Origin of the sequence: Shewanella scandinavica (assembly GCF_031932065.1) — a bacterium.
Lineage (GTDB): Bacteria > Pseudomonadota > Gammaproteobacteria > Enterobacterales > Shewanellaceae > Shewanella > Shewanella baltica.
On sequence record NZ_JAUOES010000010.1, the window covers coordinates 117,311 to 137,076 of the forward strand.

General features: G+C 46.8%; 13 protein-coding genes. 5 read left to right on the top strand and 8 right to left on the bottom strand.

Going from position 1 to position 19,766, the window contains the following annotated elements; all coding sequences use genetic code 11:
- The first annotated feature begins 30 nt into the window (after window positions 1-30).
- On the top strand, window positions 31-2,049 hold the full coding sequence (locus Q4Q50_RS11015; RefSeq protein ID WP_106650585.1) for an NADPH-dependent 2,4-dienoyl-CoA reductase: 2,019 nt from the start codon (window positions 31-33) through the stop codon (window positions 2,047-2,049).
- Between the two features lie 307 nt (window positions 2,050-2,356).
- Here the strand turns inward: Q4Q50_RS11015 and yfaE are convergent, their stop codons facing one another.
- From yfaE to ubiG, 5 genes are all read right to left on the bottom strand, one after another.
- Complete coding sequence (gene yfaE, locus Q4Q50_RS11020; protein WP_311899306.1) at window positions 2,357-2,779, bottom strand: class I ribonucleotide reductase maintenance protein YfaE; 423 nt, start codon at window positions 2,777-2,779, stop codon at window positions 2,357-2,359.
- Between the two features lie 37 nt (window positions 2,780-2,816).
- Entirely contained in the window at window positions 2,817-3,947 is a 1,131-nt protein-coding gene (nrdB, locus tag Q4Q50_RS11025; protein WP_006081731.1) for a class Ia ribonucleoside-diphosphate reductase subunit beta, read from the bottom strand.
- A gap of 83 nt (window positions 3,948-4,030) precedes the next feature.
- Window positions 4,031-6,319, bottom strand: a complete 2,289-nt coding sequence (nrdA, locus tag Q4Q50_RS11030; RefSeq protein ID WP_107947649.1) for a class 1a ribonucleoside-diphosphate reductase subunit alpha — start codon at window positions 6,317-6,319, stop codon at window positions 4,031-4,033.
- Window positions 6,320-6,845: 526 nt separating this feature from the next.
- The gene (locus Q4Q50_RS11035) at window positions 6,846-7,517 is read right to left on the bottom strand and encodes an HAD family hydrolase (RefSeq protein ID WP_311899308.1); all 672 of its coding nucleotides are present in this window, start codon (window positions 7,515-7,517) and stop codon (window positions 6,846-6,848) included.
- A gap of 1 nt (window position 7,518) precedes the next feature.
- Window positions 7,519-8,229 (bottom strand): bifunctional 2-polyprenyl-6-hydroxyphenol methylase/3-demethylubiquinol 3-O-methyltransferase UbiG, encoded by a 711-nt coding sequence (gene ubiG, locus Q4Q50_RS11040; RefSeq protein ID WP_006086768.1) that lies wholly within the window; start codon window positions 8,227-8,229, stop codon window positions 7,519-7,521.
- A 385-nt stretch (window positions 8,230-8,614) separates the two neighbouring features.
- On the opposite strand from ubiG, the gene gyrA reads away from it, so the two are divergent.
- From gyrA to Q4Q50_RS11055, 3 genes are all read left to right on the top strand, one after another.
- The gene (gene gyrA / locus Q4Q50_RS11045; protein ID WP_012197215.1) at window positions 8,615-11,365 is read left to right on the top strand and encodes a DNA gyrase subunit A; all 2,751 of its coding nucleotides are present in this window, start codon (window positions 8,615-8,617) and stop codon (window positions 11,363-11,365) included.
- Window positions 11,366-11,500: 135 nt separating this feature from the next.
- Entirely contained in the window at window positions 11,501-12,592 is a 1,092-nt protein-coding gene (serC, locus tag Q4Q50_RS11050) for a 3-phosphoserine/phosphohydroxythreonine transaminase (protein WP_006086766.1), read from the top strand.
- Between the two features lie 442 nt (window positions 12,593-13,034).
- On the top strand, window positions 13,035-13,955 hold the full coding sequence (locus Q4Q50_RS11055) for a LysR family transcriptional regulator (RefSeq protein WP_259482388.1): 921 nt from the start codon (window positions 13,035-13,037) through the stop codon (window positions 13,953-13,955).
- Here the strand turns inward: Q4Q50_RS11055 and Q4Q50_RS11060 are convergent.
- From Q4Q50_RS11060 to Q4Q50_RS11070, 3 genes are all read right to left on the bottom strand, one after another.
- Window positions 13,952-14,848 carry a YjjW family glycine radical enzyme activase gene (locus Q4Q50_RS11060; protein WP_311899311.1) on the bottom strand — a complete coding sequence of 299 codons (897 nt, stop codon included), beginning with the start codon at window positions 14,846-14,848 and terminating at the stop codon, window positions 13,952-13,954. The two genes, Q4Q50_RS11055 and Q4Q50_RS11060, sit on opposite strands and share 4 nt — an antisense overlap.
- Window positions 14,820-16,370 (bottom strand): YjjI family glycine radical enzyme, encoded by a 1,551-nt coding sequence (locus Q4Q50_RS11065; protein ID WP_311899313.1) that lies wholly within the window; start codon window positions 16,368-16,370, stop codon window positions 14,820-14,822. Before Q4Q50_RS11065 ends, Q4Q50_RS11060 begins: the two co-directional genes overlap by 29 nt.
- A gap of 375 nt (window positions 16,371-16,745) precedes the next feature.
- The gene (locus Q4Q50_RS11070) at window positions 16,746-17,936 is read right to left on the bottom strand and encodes an amino acid aminotransferase (protein WP_311899315.1); all 1,191 of its coding nucleotides are present in this window, start codon (window positions 17,934-17,936) and stop codon (window positions 16,746-16,748) included.
- Window positions 17,937-18,371: 435 nt separating this feature from the next.
- Between Q4Q50_RS11070 and aroA the strand changes: the two genes are divergently transcribed.
- A complete protein-coding gene (aroA, locus tag Q4Q50_RS11075; RefSeq protein ID WP_311899316.1) occupies window positions 18,372-19,652 on the top strand; it encodes a 3-phosphoshikimate 1-carboxyvinyltransferase in 1,281 nt (426 codons plus the stop codon).
- The last annotated feature ends 114 nt before the right edge of the window (window positions 19,653-19,766 follow it).

Genomic DNA, 19,766 nt, shown 5'->3' on the forward strand with positions numbered 1-19,766 from the left:
TTAAATCACTTGTTTTAAAAGGATGTTTGAATGTCGTTTCCCCATTTATTAGAACCCTTAGATCTGGGATTTACCCAGCTCAAAAACCGCGTGCTTATGGGCTCAATGCACACAGGTTTGGAAGAAGAAAAGGGCGGATTTGAGAAACTGGCAGCGTTCTACAAAGAGCGCGCTCTGGGCGGTGTGGGTTTGATTGTGACGGGCGGTATTTCCCCTAATCTTCGTGGCCGCCTTACGCCCCATGCCTGTCAGCTGAGTTTTCCTTGGCAAGTCGGTAAGCATCGCGTGGTCACGCAGGCTGTGCATGAGGCGGGCGGTAAGATCTGTATGCAAATTTTGCATGCGGGCCGCTACGGTTATCATCCTTTTTCCCAAGCACCGAGCAAAATTAAATCACCGATTACACCTTTTACGCCGTCTGCCATGTCCAGCCGTCAAGTGCGCTCGACCATTAAGGATTACGCCAGCTCAGCCGCTCTTGCCAAGAAAGCCGGTTACGATGGCGTTGAGGTGATGGGATCTGAAGGCTATTTGATCAATCAGTTTGTCAGTGCGCGCACCAACACCCGCACCGATGAATGGGGCGGTGCGTTTGAAAAGCGGGCGCAATTCCCGATTGAGATTGTTAACGCGATACGGGCAAAAGTCGGTAAAGACTTCATCATTATCTTCCGTTTATCTATGCTCGATCTGGTGGATAACGGCTCAACTTGGGATGAAGTGGTGCAGCTCGCCCAGTGGTTAGAGCAAGCTGGCGTGTCCATTTTGAATACCGGTATTGGCTGGCATGAAGCGCGCGTACCGACCATTGCGACGAGTGTGCCCCGCGGTGCCTTTGCGTGGGTAACTGAAAAGCTCAAACAATCTGTCTCTGTGCCCTTAATTGCGACGAACCGCATTAACACCCCTGAAATCGGCGAGCAGATTATTGCTTCTGGTCAAGCTGACATGGTGTCGATGGCAAGGCCTTTTCTCGCCGATCCTGAGTTTGTCAATAAAGCCGCGGCGAACACACCAGAGCTGATTAACACTTGTATTGGCTGTAACCAAGCATGTCTTGACCATACCTTTTCCCTCAAGCGCGCAACCTGTTTAGTGAATCCTCGCGCCTGTTATGAGACTGAAATCAACTTCTTACCCACAGCAAATAAAAAACGTATCGCTGTGATGGGCGCAGGTCCTGCGGGCATGGCATTTTCTGTTTATGCCGCCATGCGTGGCCATGATGTTGTCTTGTTTGAAGCGAAATCCGAGGTGGGTGGACAGTTTAATCTCGCCCGTAAAATCCCAGGAAAGGAAGAGTTTAACGAGACTATCCGTTACTTCATCAATCAAATTAAGCTGCATAAGGTGGAGCTGAGATTAAACACTCGCCTCGATGCCAGCGTATTGGCGACCGAAAAATTTGATGAAGTAGTGATAGCGTCAGGTGTTGTGCCGCGTGATTTAGTCTTACCCGGCTTTGATGACCCACGGGTGGTCGATTATCAAAAAGTGCTCTCGGGTGAAGTGACTGTCGGTAATACAGTAGCCTTGATTGGTGCTGGCGGTATCGGATTTGATATGGCGCATTACTTATGTGAGCGCCAATCTAGCACCTTGGACCCAGATAAATGGCTGCAACAGTGGGGCATAGATAAAACTTACCAGCATGCGGGCGGCCTAACAGAACCTCAATCCGACAATACCGATCATCGTAAGGTCTATTTACTGCAACGTAAAACGTCGAAGATGGGCAAGGGCTTAGGTAAAACCACCGGCTGGATCCACCGTCTTGTGCTTAAGCAACATGATGTGAAGATGAAAACAGGCGTGAGTTACGACAAGTTTGATGATGCGGGTTTACATATTCGCGTTGGCGAGCAAGCAGAAGTATTGCCAGTGGATAATGTTATCCTCTGCGCTGGCCAAGAATCGAATCGCACCTTAGTGGATGAGATGAAAGCGACAGGCATGCCAGTGCATTTAATTGGCGGTGTCGATGTCGCGGCAGAGCTTGATGCTAAGCGTGCAATCCGCCAAGGCGCTGAGCTGGCTATGCGCTTATAGAAACTCGATAAGTCTTCTGCAATAAGCTTTAGGCGTTATGCGTTAAGTTTTAGATCCTGAAAGCCTGAACCTGAGTTCAGGCTTTTTGGTTTTCCGCGGGAATGCATTGAAAATAGAGAGAAGGAAGAAGAGTGGGGTTTAATGCGTTTGGTCGCTAATTGGCGCGGATTAATTAAGGCAGTATTGAAAGGGACTTTGTGTTTAACAGCTAATGCTTGTTTTAACGCCGCTTACTGAAAAAGTGAAAGTTGCTTATTCAGAGTGGATCATTTAAAGCAGCTTATAGAGAAGTCTAATCTTGGCGCTGTTAGTCTTCAAACACTTCTTGTTTTAACGTGCGCGTGTTGCTTGCTTCATGCTGTGTTTGCTTTGTCTTAGCCAAACTGGGTTTGCTCTGACGAGGTTGACACGCATAGGTGACGACAGTTGCCCCTTCAGGTGATAGATCCAGCTCTAAATCTTCGATTGGTACACTGCAGCAGGGCAAACATTCATCATGTTTGAGTTCGGCTAAGGGTTCGTTTAAGTAGCTGACTTTTCCGCTGATGACCCGTGTTTTGCAGGCACCGCAGAAACCGTTGCGGCATTCTGAGAAGATTTTGACGTTTTTTGCCTCGAGCGCTTGCAACAAGGTGCCTTGTTGCTCGGTAAAGAGCAACACAGGTTGACCTTGAAGGCGCACGATTGGCGCCTTCGCAAACAGGTTTTGTGGCCGTTTTTTCGATGTCACTGTTGTAATGCCATTTTTAACGTCACTTGTGAGCGTCTTAGAGATCGAAGTCGAGGAATTCATCGCCATCAACCGCTGAGTCGATTTGACCGACAAGGTATGAAGACACTTCCACTTCCTGAGGCGCGACTTGCACTGCATCGCTTTCTAACCAGTTTTTCATCCAAGGTAATGGATTGGTTATTTCAGGATAAGGTTGCGGCAGGTTCACCGACTTCATCCGTTGGTTCGTAATAAACTCAACGTATTGGCAGAGGATCTGTTCATTCAAACCTATCATAGAGCCGTCTTTGAACAGGTATTTTGCCCATTCTTTCTCTTGCTCTGCGGCCTTGAAGAATAAATCGAAGGCTTCCTGTTGGCATTCTGCAGCAATTTCACCCATTTCTGGATCGTCTTTACCGCCTTGCATGATGCTTAAAATATGCTGAGTGCTGTTTAAGTGCAGTGCTTCATCACGGGCAATCAGGCGAATGATTTTCGCGTTACCTTCCATTAGCTTACGTTCAGCAAAGGCAAATGAGCAGGCAAAGCTAACATAGAAACGAATCGCTTCTAGGGCGTTGACTGACATCATGCACAGGTACAAGGCTTTTTTCAGGGTACGAGTGTTGACTATGACTTCTTTGCCATCGATAACATGGGTACCCGCGCCGAGTAAATGGAACACTTGAGTCAGTTGGATCAAGTGATCGTAGTAAGCGGCGATATCGGTCGCACGGCTTAATATTTCTTTGTTCACGACGATATCGTCGAAGATCACTGAAGGATCGTTAACGATATTGCGAATAATATGGGTGTATGAGCGCGAGTGAATCGTCTCAGAGAAAGACCAAGTCTCAATCCAAGTCTCTAGTTCAGGCAGCGACACCAGTGGTAAAAAGGCCACATTGGGTGAGCGACCTTGAATCGAGTCGAGTAAGGTTTGGTATTTCAGGTTAGAAATAAAGATGTGTTTTTCATGATCGGGCAATGCACCGTAGTCAATTTTATCGCGACTGACGTCTACTTCTTCCGGGCGCCAAAAGAAAGATAACTGCTTTTCTATCAGTTTTTCGAACACTTCATATTTTTGTTGATCGTAACGAGCCACGTTGACCGATTGACCTAAAAACATAGGTTCACGGGTGGCATCGTTGGGTGTTTGACAGAAGGTAGAGTAGGCCATGGTGCTATTTTCCAATGGATAGGGATCCACTCAATCGGGATCCCTATACTTTTTATTTGTAAGAGCCGCGTTAACGTTAAAGACTAGATTTTACACGCGCCGCCGGCGCAACCGTCATCTTCTTTCTCTAAATTGGTGATGTCATCGTGTGAATCCGATGCACCATCGCGAGTGTTATGGTAGTAAAGCGTTTTCACACCTAACTTGTAAGCATTGAGCAAATCTTTCAGCAGGGTTTGCATCGGTACTTTACGGCCTTCAAAACGTGAAGGATCGTAGTTAGTGTTGGCTGAAATCGCTTGGTCAACGAACTTCTGCATGATGCCCACTAGCTGTAAGTAACCATCATTACTTGGCATTTTCCATAGTAATTCATAGCTATCTTTCAGCGTATCGAAATCAGGTACCACTTGTTTTAGCTGACCGTCTTTGCTCGATTTCACGCTGATAAGGCCACGCGGTGGTTCGATACCATTGGTCGCATTGGAGATTTGCGACGAGGTTTCTGATGGCATTAATGCCGACAGCGTCGAGTTACGCAGGCCATATTGCTTGATATCGCTACGCAGTGATTCCCAGTCTAAGTGCAATGGTTCGGCACAAATTTTATCTAGGTCACGTTTATAAGTATCGATTGGCAAAATACCTTGAGCGTACGTGGTCTCGTGGAATAACGGACACGCACCTTGCTCTTTGGCTAAGTTCATCGAGGCTTTCAGTAAATAAAACTGAATGGCTTCAAAGGTTCTGTGGGTCAGATCGTTCGCGCTGCCATCGGAATACTTCATGCCATTTTTCGCTAAGTAGTTAGCGAAGTTAATTACGCCTATACCTAAGGTACGGCGATTCATCGAGGCAAGTTGTGCTGCCTTGATAGGATAATCTTGATAATCCAGCAGATTATCCAGTGCGCGTACCGCGAGGTCGGCTAATGGCTCAATATCAGATAATTCTTTGATTGAACCTAAGTTGAGTGCTGACAGCGTACAAAGCGCGATTTCACCATTAGGATCATCGATGTTGTTCAATGGTTTTGTCGGCAGGGCGATTTCAAGACACAGGTTAGATTGTCTGATCGGCGCGACTTTAGAATCGAACGGGCTATGGGTGTTGCAGTGATCCACGTTCTGAATGTAGATACGGCCGGTTGAAGCGCGTTCTTGCATCATCAGTGAAAACAGCTCAACTGCCTTTATGGTTTTCTTACGAATGCTGCTGTCTTGCTCATATTGCACATATAAACGTTCGAATTCGTTTTGATCTTCAAAGAAAGCATCATATAAGCCAGGTACGTCAGATGGGCTAAACAGGCTGATGTTTTCGCCTTTGATCAGACGTTGATACATGACTTTGTTCAGCTGCACACCGTAGTCTAAATGACGGATACGGTTGTCTTCGACGCCGCGGTTATTTTTCAATACCAGCAGAGATTCGACTTCTAAGTGCCAAATAGGGTAGAACAGGGTCGCAGCACCGCCACGCACGCCGCCTTGAGAACACGACTTCACTGCGGTTTGGAAATACTTATAGAAAGGTAAACAACCTGTGTGGAAGGCTTCACCACCACGGATTGGGCTACCTAAGGCGCGAATACGACCGGCGTTAATACCGATACCCGCACGTTGGCTGACGTATTTCACGATAGACGAAGCGGTCGCGTTGATGGAATCTAAGCTGTCACCACATTCGATCAGTACGCAAGAGCTAAACTGACGCGTTGGGGTGCGCACACCGGCCATAATTGGCGTTGGCAGCGACAGTTTAAAAGTTGATACCGCGTCATAGAAATCTTTAACGTATTTCAGGCGCGTCTCTTTTGGATAACGGGCAAACAAACATGCCGCGACCAAAATGTAGAGGAACTGCGCGCTCTCGTAGATTTCGTGTGTCACACGGTTTTGAACTAAATATTTGCCTTCAAGCTGCTTTACCGCTGCGTAAGAGAAGTCCATATCGCGCCAATGGTCGATATAGGTATCCATCACGTCGAGTTCTTCGCGGCTGTAATCCTGCAGAATGTGCATGTCATACTTGCCAAGCTCAACTAACTTAGTCACGTGAGTATACAGTGCTGGCGGCTCGAATTGACCGAAGGCCTTCTTACGCAAATGAAACACCGCTAAACGGGCGGCGAGGAACTGATAGTCCGGTGATTCTGGAGAAATTAAATCCGCAGCCGCTTTGATAATGGTTTCATGGATAGCTTCGGTTGGGATGCCATCGAAAAACTGTAGGTGCGAGCGCAGTTCAACTTCAGAAACAGAAACGTTTTTTAATCCCTTGGCTGCCCAAGTAATTACGCGGTGTATTTTTTCGAGATCGATATTTTCACGATCGCCACAGCGTTTTGTGACTGTCATAGTGCTATTCATTTGGAGATAGGCCTTGGTTCTTATATCTATTTAGGTGAGCAAGTTCACCGTACGTATCCTTGTAAAACAATCAATAACCGTCCCTTAAATACTGCTGACTGGTTGAAAACGAGTCAATTAAGCGGCGAGCTTTTAGTGTGTCTGATTGCTACCTATACACAAGATATGGTGTTTTAAATTATCTGGGATACAAGATAGTGAGGTTTGCCCCTATTTGCAAGTCTGAATTCAGGGGACATCTTGTGGATAAGTTGAGGATAAGCTTTCGCGTTAGTAACGACTAACCTTGAAGCTCAATTTCAGGTTAGTGTGTCGCACTCATGGGGGATTTTTAGGCGATCTTTTCTTTAGATCGCGATCGCGCACAAGTGCCGATCTTTTATCCGCCGACCTTTCACTGCCTGATTTTATTCTCAGGTAAAAATCAGGCAAACACACTTATGTGTGTCTGCAGATTGGCTTTAGCAAAAGGTTTATCTTTGAGTGTCATGGTGACGTCTGTTCGCCGTTTTATTAGCGAGTTTTTCTAGGCCAATGCTTCGATTAATGCCTGATGTAACTCAGTTGGGCTGGCAAAGTGCGCGTGGGCAGGCCACTGCGATGGCTTGTCGTTGACACCCAGATAACCCCATAGGGCAACGCCGCCTAACATGCCCGCCGCCTTCGCGGCTAACAAATCCCGCTCAGCATCCCCAAGATACAAAATGTGCTCTGGAGCGCAGCTCAGTTGCTGTGCGCCTAACAGCATAGGTGCTGTGTGGGGTTTTGGGTGTTTGGTCGAATCGCCACTAATGATAACGGGCATACGTAAGTGTAAATTCAGTTTTCGCAATAAGGGACGGGTAAAGCGCGCTGGCTTGTTAGTGATCACCCCAAACGGCAGCTGAGCTAATTCAAGCCAATCGAGTAATGCTGCAATGCCGGTGAATAGCGCACAGTGATCGCCATTAATGCGCTGATAGTGGGCGAGCAAACCTTGCTGAACTTGAGTGCGAAGATCATCCGCCGCATTGGGTATCGCCGCATCAACTAAGGCAAAACTGCCGTGGGATGCGGCGTAGCGCATGGCTGCTAACGGCTGCGCGGCGATGCCGACGTCTTGAAGACTTAAATTAAGGGCTTGCACCAGATCCGGCGCGGTATCGGCTAAAGTGCCGTCGAGATCGAACAGTACGCCTTGGATCTGTGTCAGACTCATATCAATCAACCTTACGCGTCGCTATCATGTAATTTACATCAACCTTAGGCGTGTATTTGAAAATGCCCGTCAACGGGTTGTAGCTGATGCCTAATGCATCGGTACAGATAAGATCGGTATTGTCCACAAGCTCAATCAATTCCGAAGGCTTAATGAATTTTTTATGCTCATGGGTACCAACTGGCAGCATCTTCAGTAAATATTCTGCGCCCAGAATCGTGTGCACATAGGATTTAATGTTGCGGTTGATGGTGGAGAAAAACACAAAGCCACCGGGTTTAACCATGTCGCAGCAAGCCTTGATCACAGATTGTGGATCGGGCACATGCTCCAGCATTTCCATACAGGTCACCACATCGTAATAGGCTTGATGATCTTGGCTGTGGGTCTCGGCGGTATTTTTTACATAATTAATGCTTACGCCCGTTTCGAGGGCATGCAGGCGCGCGACTTCTAAGGGCTCATCACCCATGTCGAGACCATCAACCTCGGCGCCGATGCGGGCCATGCTCTCAGATAAAATCCCGCCGCCGCAACCAACGTCGAGCACTTTCTTACCGAAAATGCCGCCAGCAGTTTGATCGATATAATTTAAGCGCAGCGGGTTTAATAGATGCAGCGGCTTAAATTCACCGTTGAGATCCCACCACGTTTCGGCCATACGTTCAAACTTTGCGATTTCCTGTGGGTCCACATTGGTATTCTGATGCATGCTATTACCTGAAGTAGCTGTATTGTGCGGCTATTATAACGACTATGTTTGATAAACAAAGTGTTCGACTGAGCTAAGCCCTTGTGGTTGAGTGAATTTTCAGCAGTTTTCTGGTTTTATGTTAATTGTTGTGCTCCGTATCGACCTTTTACTTCATCCCTTTGACGATTTTTTCTCATCCTAAGCCGCGAATTTCAACGCTGGTTTATCGCTCAAACGACCAAATTGACAGTGTTTTCATCTATTAAGCCACCAGACTCTCAATTCGATAAGGATAGGTCTGGCGACATTAAATAACTGTGTTAGAATGCCAAATCACGTTTTTGGGCTAGGCAATGATACGGATTATACGTTGTCGGCTATTTTTCAGGGGAACGAGCAGTTTATGACTGATCTGGCATCATCTATTTCGCCAATTAATATCGAAGACGAACTAAAGAATTCGTACCTTGATTACGCCATGAGCGTTATCGTGGGACGTGCATTACCAGACGTGCGCGACGGCTTAAAGCCAGTTCATCGCCGCGTTCTGTTTGCCATGAGTGAATTGAAGAACGATTGGAACAAGCCTTACAAAAAATCTGCCCGTGTGGTCGGTGACGTCATCGGTAAATATCACCCTCATGGTGACTCTGCTGTTTATGACACTATCGTCCGTATGGCCCAGCCATTCTCACTGCGTTACACCTTAGTAGATGGCCAAGGTAACTTCGGTTCGGTCGACGGTGACTCAGCGGCGGCAATGCGTTATACCGAAATCCGTATGGATAAGTTAGCGCATCAATTACTGGCCGATCTTGAAAAAGAGACAGTAGATTTCGTCCCTAACTACGACGGCACAGAACTCATTCCAGCTGTATTACCTACACGCGTACCTAACCTGTTAATTAACGGCTCATCGGGTATTGCGGTAGGTATGGCGACCAACATCCCACCACACAACCTAACGGAAGTCGTGAAAGGCTGTTTGGCACTGATTGAAGAACCTTCACTGTCTATTGAACAGCTGATGGAATACATTCCAGGTCCGGATTTCCCAACTGCGGCAATTATCAATGGCCGTAAAGGCATTATTGATGCCTATAAAACTGGCCGTGGCCGCGCGATCATGCGTGCACTGGCGGATGTGGAAACCGAAGATAATGGCCGTGAACGCATTATCGTGACTGAAATCCCTTATCAAGTGAACAAAGCCCGTTTAATCGAGAAGATTGCCGAGCTGGTTAAAGATAAAAAACTTGAAGGGATCAGCGGTCTACGCGACGAGTCTGATAAAGACGGTATGCGTATCGTTATCGAAATTAAGCGCGGTGAAGTGGGCGAGGTGGTCTTAAACAACCTGTATGCTCAAACGCAAATGCAGTGTTCTTTCGGGATTAATATGGTGGCCCTGACCAATGGTCAGCCTAAACTGTTTAATCTTAAAGAAATGCTCGAATGCTTTATTTTGCATCGCCGTGAAGTCGTGACGCGCCGCACTGTATTCGAACTGCGTAAAGCCCGTGAGCGCGCCCATATTTTGGAAGCCCTCGCGGTTGCTCTGGCTAACATCGACCCAATTATTGCGCTGATCAAAGCTTCACCAACACCTGCGGATGCCAAAGTTAAATTGGTTGAGCAAGGTTGGGAATTAGGCCACGTTCAAGGCATGCTGGAAAAAGCAGGGGACGACGCCGCGCGTCCTGAGTGGTTAGAGCCACAATACGGTATCCGTGACGGTCAATATTTCCTGACTGAGCAACAAGCTCAGGCGATTCTGGAACTGCGTTTACACCGTTTGACCGGTCTTGAACACGATAAGATCATCGCCGAATACGAAGAGCTGCTCGAATTTATCGCGGGTCTGCTGTTTATTCTGCGCAGTCCTGAGCGTTTGATGGAAGTCATCAAGGAAGAGTTAGTTCAAATCCTTGAAGAATACGGTGATGCTCGCCGTACAGTCATCAATGCTAACGAAGTCGATATGAGTCTTGAAGACTTGATCAACGAAGAAGACGTTGTGGTGACACTGTCGCATTTAGGTTATGCCAAATATCAACCCTTGACCGATTACCAAGCCCAGCGCCGTGGTGGTAAAGGTAAAGCGGCAACTAAAGTGAAAGACGAAGATTTCGTTGAAAAACTGTTAGTTGCCAATACCCATGACACTATTTTGTGCTTCTCTGACTTTGGTAAGATGTACTGGCTCAAAGTGTATCAATTGCCATTAGCGAGCCGTACGGCACGCGGTCGTCCAATTGTTAACTTGCTGCCGTTATCCGATGGCGAGCGCATTACTGCGATTCTACCAGTACGTGAATACGCGGCTGACAAGTACATCATCATGGCGACCTCACACGGTACTGTGAAGAAAACCGCACTAACAGCTTATAGCAACCCACGTGCAAACGGCATTATCGCCGTTAACCTCAAAGACGGTGACCAACTGATCGGTGTCGATATCACTAACGGTGATGACGAAATCATGTTGTTCTCGAACGAAGGTAAAGTGGTTCGCTTTGGTGAGAAAGTCCGTGATTCTGAAACCGGCGAAGTAAAAACCGATCCTGAAACCGGCGAAGAAGTCTTGTCCTTACGTCCTATGGGCCGTACTGCAACGGGCGTTCGTGGTATCCGTTTAGAAGAAGGTCAAAAAGTCGTGTCGCTTATCGTACCCAAAGGCGATGGCGCGATTCTGACTGTAACTGAAAACGGTTACGGTAAACGGACGCAATTGTCTGAATACCCAGCGAAGAGCCGTGCGACTAAAGGTGTGGTTTCTATCAAGGTGAGTGAGCGTAACGGCGCAGTTGTTGGCGCAGTGCAAGTGGGTCTTAACGACGAACTGATGCTCATCAGTGATAAAGGCACATTAGTGCGTACACCAGCGGGCGGCGTGTCTATCATTGGCCGTAACACCCAAGGTGTGACGATTATCCGCACCGCGGGCGACGAGAAAGTGGTTGGCCTGCAACGTATCGACGAAATCCAAAGTGATGAAGATGAAGTCGAGCTGGATGAAAACGGTTTACCGATTGTTCCTGTCATTATCGAAGGCGAATTAGCCGACGAGGCTCTTGATGAAGAGCTGGATGACGAAGAAGAGTTGGACGAAGATGAAGACGAGCTTGCTGATGATGAGCAAGACGAAGAGTAATTAAGTGTCATATTAACGAGCGTCCAATTGGACGCTCGTTTTTTTAATGGCATTGCTTGTTGGTAGCATTGTTCGTTTTAGAATGGTTTCGTTTTATCAATACATACATCATGGTTGGGATTAAGGAGAGTGTCAGTGAGCGCGATTTATAATTTCTGTGCTGGACCTGCAATGTTACCCGCAGCGGTAATGAAAAAAGCACAACAGGAATTACTTGATTGGAATGGCCAAGGCGTTTCCGTGATGGAAATCAGCCACCGAAGTAAAGAGTTCATCGCGCTGACCGAGCAAGCCGAGTCCGATTTACGTGAACTGATGCAGATCCCTGCAAATTACCATGTGCTATTTATGCACGGCGGTGGTCGCGGACAGTTCTCTGCTGTCGTGAATAATTTTCTCGGCGAGCAGGGTAAAGCCCTGTATTTAGTCAGTGGTCAATGGTCATCAGCCGCGTTAGCAGAAGCGCAGAAACTTGCGGGTGAAGCACAAATTGATAGTCTGAATATTGTTGAAAAACACAATGGACTCAATGCCGTTGTCTTACCTGACTTACATAAAATTGATGCCGATTATCGCTATGTTCACTACTGTCCAAATGAGACAGTAGATGGTATCGAAATTTTTGACGAATTAGACTCACCTTGGCCAATTGTTGCCGATTTATCATCAACAATCATGTCCCGTGAAATCGACGTCAGCCGCTACGGCTTGATTTACGCCGGTGCGCAAAAGAACATAGGTCCATCGGGTCTGTCGATAGTGATAGTACGCGATGACATGTTAAAACTGCCGAGTTTACCGCAGTCGTCCATCATGGACTATCGTCTAGCCGTCGAGCATGATTCTATGTTCAACACGCCACCAACCTTTGCTTGGTACCTTGCCGCTGAAGTCTTTGCTTGGCTTAAATCGACTGGCGGTATTTCGAGTATTGCGAAAATTAATCAACAAAAAGCGCAGATGTTGTATCAATGCATTGATGGTAATGCTTTTTACCGTAATGGTGTTGTTGCAGCGAATCGCTCACAAATGAATGTGACCTTCCAGTTAGTCAACGAAGCGCTCGATGGTGAGTTCTTAAAGCAAGCGCAAATTGCCGGACTCGTGGCCCTCAAAGGTCATCGCATTGTCGGCGGCATGCGTGCTAGCCTTTACAATGCGATGCCGCTCGATGGCATAGTTGCCTTGGTCAAGTTTATGAACGAGTTTGCGGCGAAACATAGCTAGGCTTAGCTATATAGTCACTCACTAGCTTGCGGCGCTTAGCGCCTAGGTTTTGCTGCCTGCACATAAACGTTATGCTTATTGAATGTTTATCATCAGCTAGCCATTCCAAGTTAGCTATCCAAAGTTAGATATCCCAAAAGCGAATGCTCAAATGCATTCGCTTTTTTGTTGGCTGTAATTTATCGATTATTGGCGTTAAGCAAGATGACCTTGGGAAGAACCTTATATTAAAGATAACTTGGATTAAAAACGGTTTGGATTAAAGTTAACTTGGATTAGAGATGGCTGGGATTAGAGAGGGCGGTGTGCAAGCCTGTGAGCTGACGCGCATTACTGGGGAATATTCTCAGCAATGTGTTGGGTTGGTTGCATGCTATTGTTTATCATGCTTAAAAGTACGCGTTTGAGTGTGCATAGAAGATAAATCAATAGGATGTCACAGATGGATTTGGCCAAGCTTTCGCGCATTAGTATGAAGCACTTGATCACTTTGCATGTGATGCTCGATACTCTGAGCGTAACCGCCAGCGCCGAACGATTATGTCTTAGCCCCTCATCCGTCAGTAAAACCTTAAGCCAGCTCAGGGACAGTTTGAACGATGAACTGTTCTACCGTAACGGCAACTCACTGGTTGCCACACCTTTGGCAAGACGATTGGGCCCAAGCGTGCAGCAAATGATCAATGATATGAATCAGATCATGAGTCAAGATGCGTTTAATCCAGCACATTTTGAGGGGCGTTTTTCGCTTGCGATGCGCGAAAGCACGTTCGAACTGCTGGCCGCCAAATTAAGTGCCCATATTCTGAGCTTGGCTCCTAATATCCATCTCGATATTTATAGCAAAGACAATATCGGTTTCGATGGTCTTATTAAAGGCTCGTTAGATTTTGTGCTGTTACCCCATGATCTGAGTCAACCTAATCCTCTTCAAGACGATCTGGTGTGGGAAACCTTGTTCAGCGATGAAATGGTCTGCCTGATGAATTCATCCCATCCCTTGGCTAAACAGTCGCAGATCAGCTTCGATGATTACCTAAGTTACCGCCATATTGGCATTACCGATACGGATCTGAGTACGCCATTTTTTGATATTTTGCTCGCCCAGCAATCTAAAAAACGTGCTGTACCCATTTCAGTCCCTGACTTTGGCAGCGCAGCGTTAATGTGTCACCACAGTGAACTGCTTTTCACCTGCTCGCGCCGCTGGGCATCTATTGCCAGCCAAGCTAAAGGCTTAACCGTTAAATCCTTACCCATAGAATATGGCAAAGTGGCTTACAGTCTCGTTTGGCATAGACAAAGTATGAAAGATCCCGCGCTACGCTGGCTGTACGAGCAAATTTTGCTTTGCAGTCGCTAAATATAGCAAGAGGGTAAGATAAGATTGGTGACGCCTCGCTTTGCAAGCTTTGCGGCTAAGCGTTCAATATCGGCTTGTGTGCAGCTTGGCCACGTTAACGCGTCGTCGACAACGCCATGGTGGTGAAAGGCATTTAACTTGACCCGTGTATCCGCACCTAGCTGAAGCAAATAGGTCGCCAGCGCTTCTATCTCCTGTTCATAATCCGTGATGCTCGGAATGTGCAGCAATCTCACTTCATACAGTTTTTGCTGCTGCGCCAATAGCTGAATGGATGTGAACACGGCATGGTTGTCCCGACCAGTAATGTATCTATGGGTATCTTGCTGCCACGCTTTGAGATCCACCATGGCGCCATCCAAAAAGGGCAGCAGTTTATGCCAACCAGTTAGACTCAAACTGCCATTGGTATCGAGCATACAACTCAAGTGTGATAACGATTCAGAGGCCTTAATCCCTTGAAACAACGCAATAATAAACGGTAGTTGCAGGCTCGCTTCGCCGCCGCTCACGGTAATACCATTAATAAAGTGACGCTGACTGTGCAGAATCCCTAGTATTTCTTCAACTGTGTAATGCGTGACCTTAGGGCTCGCTTGTTTCGGGCATACGGCAAGACAGGTATCGCATTGGCTACAACGCTCACTATCCCAGCGAATACGAGGCTTGTTATTGAGGTTTATCAATGTCAGCGCATTGTCAGGGCAGGTGGCGACACAATCGCCACAGGCATCGCACAATCCTATGGTATGTGGGTTATGGCAGTTTTTGCATTGATAGTTGCAGCCCTGCAGGAATAACACGAGCCTGCTGCCAGGCCCGTCAACGCAGGAAAAGGGCAATAGCTGACTGACCATTACTTGCCTATTCAAAGACACAAGGGGAGTGCTCATGGGCTATGACTCGTGCTTGGCGCTGCAATATTCCCGTATTAACCGCCGCTTCCGCGGCTAAGCCTGTGGTATTGAGGCGTGAGCCACATTGCTTAAATGCTTCAATGTCCGAGCGTTTTACCATATAGCCAGTCACGCGCATTAAATCGTTAGAGGCGACATTGGCGGTAAATTCCCTAAAACCTAACTCAAGCGCGGCTTTACACAGCTGGAACATGGCTTGTGGATTGGATTTTACAGTTTCATCGATAGTCAAAATATCGCTAATCCCCGCCGTATAATACTGATGATGTTGCGCTAAAGCTTGAATGTGAGCGATGGGATTGGGCTCAGTGCCATAGGGAATGCGAACGCCTGGGGTCACGTCTTTGTCGATACTGATGCCGCCCTGTGAATGCAGCAGTGCTCGCCCATGGTAACCATGCGCGACGGGTGTGGATTTCACTATGGCATCGAGCGTGGCAGAAATACGATAGCCCAGCTGATTTGCATCCGTATCATGGCCATAGCTAGCGTGTTTTGCTGGCATCACTTCTCCACTGGCTGTTAATGATTGCAGAATATTCACCGCTTCCGCCATGCCATAAATGCCAAACATTGGCGCAAAACGCGACTCATCAATCAATTGTTCTTTAACTAAAAAGCTGTCAAAGAAGTGTGATTCTTGATGCAAAAATGCCGAGCGCGCTTCAATGAGCTCAAAGGTGAGTGAGCAGTAATTTGGCAATACAGTATCAAAAAAATCGTTTATAGAATTGGCCTTTAACGCAACTTCTTTAAGATTAAGTCGAACTAAGGTATTGGCGCCGCCCGCTAACGGCAAGGCATTGTAGCAACTGACAATACCAAAACCGCGCTCATCAAACGCACTGGCATGCAGTGGGTAATTCGCGATATGCGGCTTACTGCACTGACAAATATTGGTGGTCGCAAGCAACAACAATTCATCCGGTGTGACGGCGGGGTCGTACATAAAAGTCAAATTGGGTGCAACTTGTTTTAACTCGGCATCAATGCGCAGTAGGGTGCGGCAAATGATGTTATCTGTAGGGCCAATATTCACATGCATAAAGGCATCGGGCAGGGTTCTATCGAGCATGATCCAGAACAGTTTTAATTTACGATAAAGGACTTCCGCATCCATTCCTTCAACGAAAGGCATCAAAATGTCATCCAGCTGACCTAAATACACGGGGATATTGGTCACCGATGGCACGTGATGATACAGAATCGTTAAGGCATTGATGGCTTCGTCCAAGTTTTTTGCCGCAGATAACTCTAAGTATTCAGAGCCTTGTTGAAGGTAGCGGGCATAATCTGGCAACACATAGCGTGGTTTAAACGGCGCATGGCCTTCAAACATGTCGCAAATAATACCGTCATTCATCGCGGCTTTTACCTCAGTCGATATCGGCATGTAGGGCAAACTCGCCTCTGCCTCTAACGCTAAATAGTTGGATTTTTGCTTGGGTGAAAGCTGCGGGTTGGTGACGATTTGCACTAATTTATCTTGTAATAACATGGCTGAACATCCACAAGTTCTATGATGACCACTAATCTACTCAGTGGCGTTGGCTTTAAAAAGTGAAAATAGCCGCAGTCCTGATTAATGAAATGGAAATCCGCCGACTGAGGTCACAATTTGTGGCTTATTGCGATAAAGCCGCGATGTCAAAATCGCTAGAATGTGGTTTTACGATTAAAAATAAATGCTTGAACAGTGAGACGTGGCCTTGCTTGTCATATTGGGGATATGAAATAGAGGATAATAAACTGCCAAAACTTATCGGGTGGGATGATTAAAAAATTTAACACTTGAGGCGGTAAGTGAACTCTGCTGTATTCCTTTATTGAGTGAATACAACAGAGTGAGCTGTGCAGATAAACTCAGCTGTGCTTAGAGCACTTTAGCGATCGATTGGGCTAAGTAATCGACGTTATCTTCACTGATCCCAGCAATACTGATGCGGCTTGAACCCACCATATAAATGCTGAATTCTTTTTGCAGGCGCGCCACTTGCTCTGGATTCACCCCGAGGAAGGAGAACATGCCTTTTTGGCGGGCGATAAAGCTAAAGTCACGGTCTACGCCATTGGCTTTAAGTTTATCCACTAAAATGGCGCGGTTGCCGTTAATGCGATCGCGCATTACTTTCAGCTCATCTAGCCATTCTTGGGTCAATTCTGCCGATCCCAAAATCGTCTCAACAATCGCGGCACCGTGGGCAGGTGGCATAGAGTAGAGGCAGCGAACCACATAAAGCAGCACAGATTGCGCGACATTGGCGGTATTGGCATCTTTGGCAATCACAGAACACGAACCGATACGCTCACGGTATAAACCGAAGTTTTTCGAGCATGAGCTGCAAAGGATCATATTATCGACCGCTGCCGCCATTTGACGCACGCCGTAGGCATCAATATCAACACCATCACCAAAGCCTTGGTATGCCATGTCAATCAGTGGGGTAAAGCCTTGCTCTTTTGTCAGGGCAACCACTTTATCCCATTGTTCTGTAGTTAAATCCATTCCGCTCGGGTTATGGCAACAGGCGTGGAATAACACCACATCATCTGGGCTGACTTGCGATAGTGCAGCAAGCATCTCATCAAATTTCAATGATTTGCTATCGTAGTCATAATACGGATAGGTTTTAACGGTAATGCCAGCCGCTTCGAATAAACCGATATGGTTTGCCCAAGTTGGGTCGCTTACCCATAACACCGCATTCGGGTTGCAGCGTTTGATAAAATCTCCTGCCACGCGCAGTGCACCAGTACCACCGGGTGTAGAAACGGTACGGATACGATTGGCGAGAATAGCACTGTGATTTGCACCAAAGGCTAATTCTGTCATTAAGGTGTTGAATTGTGGCGAGCCGGTTGGACCGATATACACTTTGGTGGTTTCGGTATCGAGACGGAATTTCTCGGCTTTTTTCACGCAGCTAAGGATTGGGGTCACGCCGGTAGGATCTTTATAAACGCCCACACCTAAATCCACTTTTTGTGGGTGAGTGTCTTCGCGGTACTGAGTCAACAAGCCAAGGATGGGATCCGCAGGCATTGCGATAAGTGAGTTAAACATAGCTCCATCTACCTTTCTGGTTATAGTGCAAACGTGATTGTTTGTATCAGATATGCGTTATTTATCGTTTGGAGCTTAGAATAGCGCGCAAAGGTAAAGTATTTAAAGTGAAAACTGTGATTACACGCCAGTTATCTTGGCAAAAAAGCCTGCCAAAAATACGGTTAAATCCTAAATTAACCGCATAAATTTTGCGTTTTTGTTATTTTTACACTGAACTCAGTAAATAATCTGACCAAAATGCCATTTTTCTCGAAAAAACGGTTGAATCCTTAGCGACAATCGGTAATTTTATAACGACGAAGCACCAACAAGGCCCCAATCTCCTTTTATTTGTAATCTTAACTTGACGCTGTGTAGCGTGAAGTTGCCATTTTGCGTATTCAGTCCGCGTGATCGTGATGATGACGCCCTATAGAGAAAGAAGATTTATTCATGAAGCAATTACGTCTTGAACCTGTTGTGCAAGTCCGCGGTGAGATCAATATTCCGGGCTCAAAAAGTATTTCAAATCGTGCCTTACTATTGGCCACCTTAGCCCAAGGCACGACCACGCTCACCAATCTGCTCGACTCAGATGATATTCGCCACATGCTGGCCTCCCTCAAGCAGTTAGGGGTGAACTACCGTTTATCGCAAAACAATACTGTGTGTGAACTCGATGGCTTAGGCGGTGTGATTTCCTCAGAATCTGCGCAGGAATTATTTTTAGGTAATGCAGGCACGGCAATGCGCCCCTTGTGCGCCGCCTTAACTCTTGGCCAAGGCGAATTTACCCTCACGGGCGAACCGCGTATGGAAGAGCGCCCGATTGGCGACTTAGTCGATGCCTTAAGGCAACTCGGTGCTAATGTCGTTTATCTTAAAAATGACGGTTTCCCCCCGCTGACGATTAATGCAACGGGTCTTAATGGCGGTGATGTTGAGATTGCGGGTGATTTATCGAGCCAATTTTTAACCGCCCTATTGATGGTGGCGCCGCTTGCAAAGGGCTGCGTGAATATCCATGTCAAAGGCGAGTTAGTTTCTAAGCCGTATATTGATATTACACTGGCCCTGATGGCGCAATTTGGCGTAACTGTCATCAACCATGACTATGCCCGATTTGAGATTGTTGCAGGCCAGCGTTATGTATCACCGGGTAAAGTGCTGGTCGAAGGTGATGCGTCATCGGCATCGTATTTCCTCGCCGCAGGGGCGATTAAGGGCGGTGAAGTCAAAGTCACCGGTGTGGGCCGTTTAAGTATTCAAGGCGATGTGAAATTTGCCGATGTGCTTGAAAAAATGGGCGCAGATATCGAGTGGGGTGATGACTATATTATTGCCCGTGGCTCTCAATTAACGGCCGTTGATTTAGACATGAACCACATTCCCGATGCGGCCATGACCATTGCAACGGCCGCGTTATTTGCTAAAGGCACGACGGTTATTCGCAATATCTATAACTGGCGTATTAAAGAAACCGACCGTTTAGCGGCTATGGCGACGGAATTACGTAAAGTAGGCGCCGAGGTGGAAGAGGGGAACGATTACATTAAAATCACCCCACCTGCCGTGATTAACACCGCCGAAATTGATACCTACAATGATCACCGCATGGCTATGTGCTTTTCGATGCTGGCCTTTGCAGATTGCGGTATTACCATTAATGACCCTGATTGCACTTCTAAAACATTCCCAGACTACTTTAAGCAGTTTGCGAGTCTGCAAGGCTAAATCATTCTGTTTTGTTTTTGTAACAACAAGCGATGTCAAGAATAGTCAGCCGTATTTGCGCGGCTGCTAATCTTCATAAAAAATCCACGGATTTTGTTTGTCTTTTGTTGTACA

What these genes read in the sequence shown, in the direction of transcription:
- Q4Q50_RS11015 (WP_106650585.1), top strand. Translation starts at nt 31, where the DNA reads ATGTCGTTTCCCCATTTATTAGAACCCTTAGATCTGGGATTTACCCAG.
- nrdB (WP_006081731.1), bottom strand. Translation starts at nt 3,947, where the DNA reads ATGGCCTACTCTACCTTCTGTCAAACACCCAACGATGCCACCCGTGAA.
- nrdA (WP_107947649.1), bottom strand. Translation starts at nt 6,319, where the DNA reads ATGAATAGCACTATGACAGTCACAAAACGCTGTGGCGATCGTGAAAAT.
- Q4Q50_RS11035 (WP_311899308.1), bottom strand. Translation starts at nt 7,517, where the DNA reads ATGAGTCTGACACAGATCCAAGGCGTACTGTTCGATCTCGACGGCACT.
- ubiG (WP_006086768.1), bottom strand. Translation starts at nt 8,229, where the DNA reads ATGCATCAGAATACCAATGTGGACCCACAGGAAATCGCAAAGTTTGAA.
- gyrA (WP_012197215.1), top strand. Translation starts at nt 8,615, where the DNA reads ATGACTGATCTGGCATCATCTATTTCGCCAATTAATATCGAAGACGAA.
- Q4Q50_RS11055 (WP_259482388.1), top strand. Translation starts at nt 13,035, where the DNA reads ATGGATTTGGCCAAGCTTTCGCGCATTAGTATGAAGCACTTGATCACT.
- Q4Q50_RS11060 (WP_311899311.1), bottom strand. Translation starts at nt 14,848, where the DNA reads ATGAGCACTCCCCTTGTGTCTTTGAATAGGCAAGTAATGGTCAGTCAG.
- Q4Q50_RS11065 (WP_311899313.1), bottom strand. Translation starts at nt 16,370, where the DNA reads ATGTTATTACAAGATAAATTAGTGCAAATCGTCACCAACCCGCAGCTT.
- Q4Q50_RS11070 (WP_311899315.1), bottom strand. Translation starts at nt 17,936, where the DNA reads ATGTTTAACTCACTTATCGCAATGCCTGCGGATCCCATCCTTGGCTTG.
- aroA (WP_311899316.1), top strand. Translation starts at nt 18,372, where the DNA reads ATGAAGCAATTACGTCTTGAACCTGTTGTGCAAGTCCGCGGTGAGATC.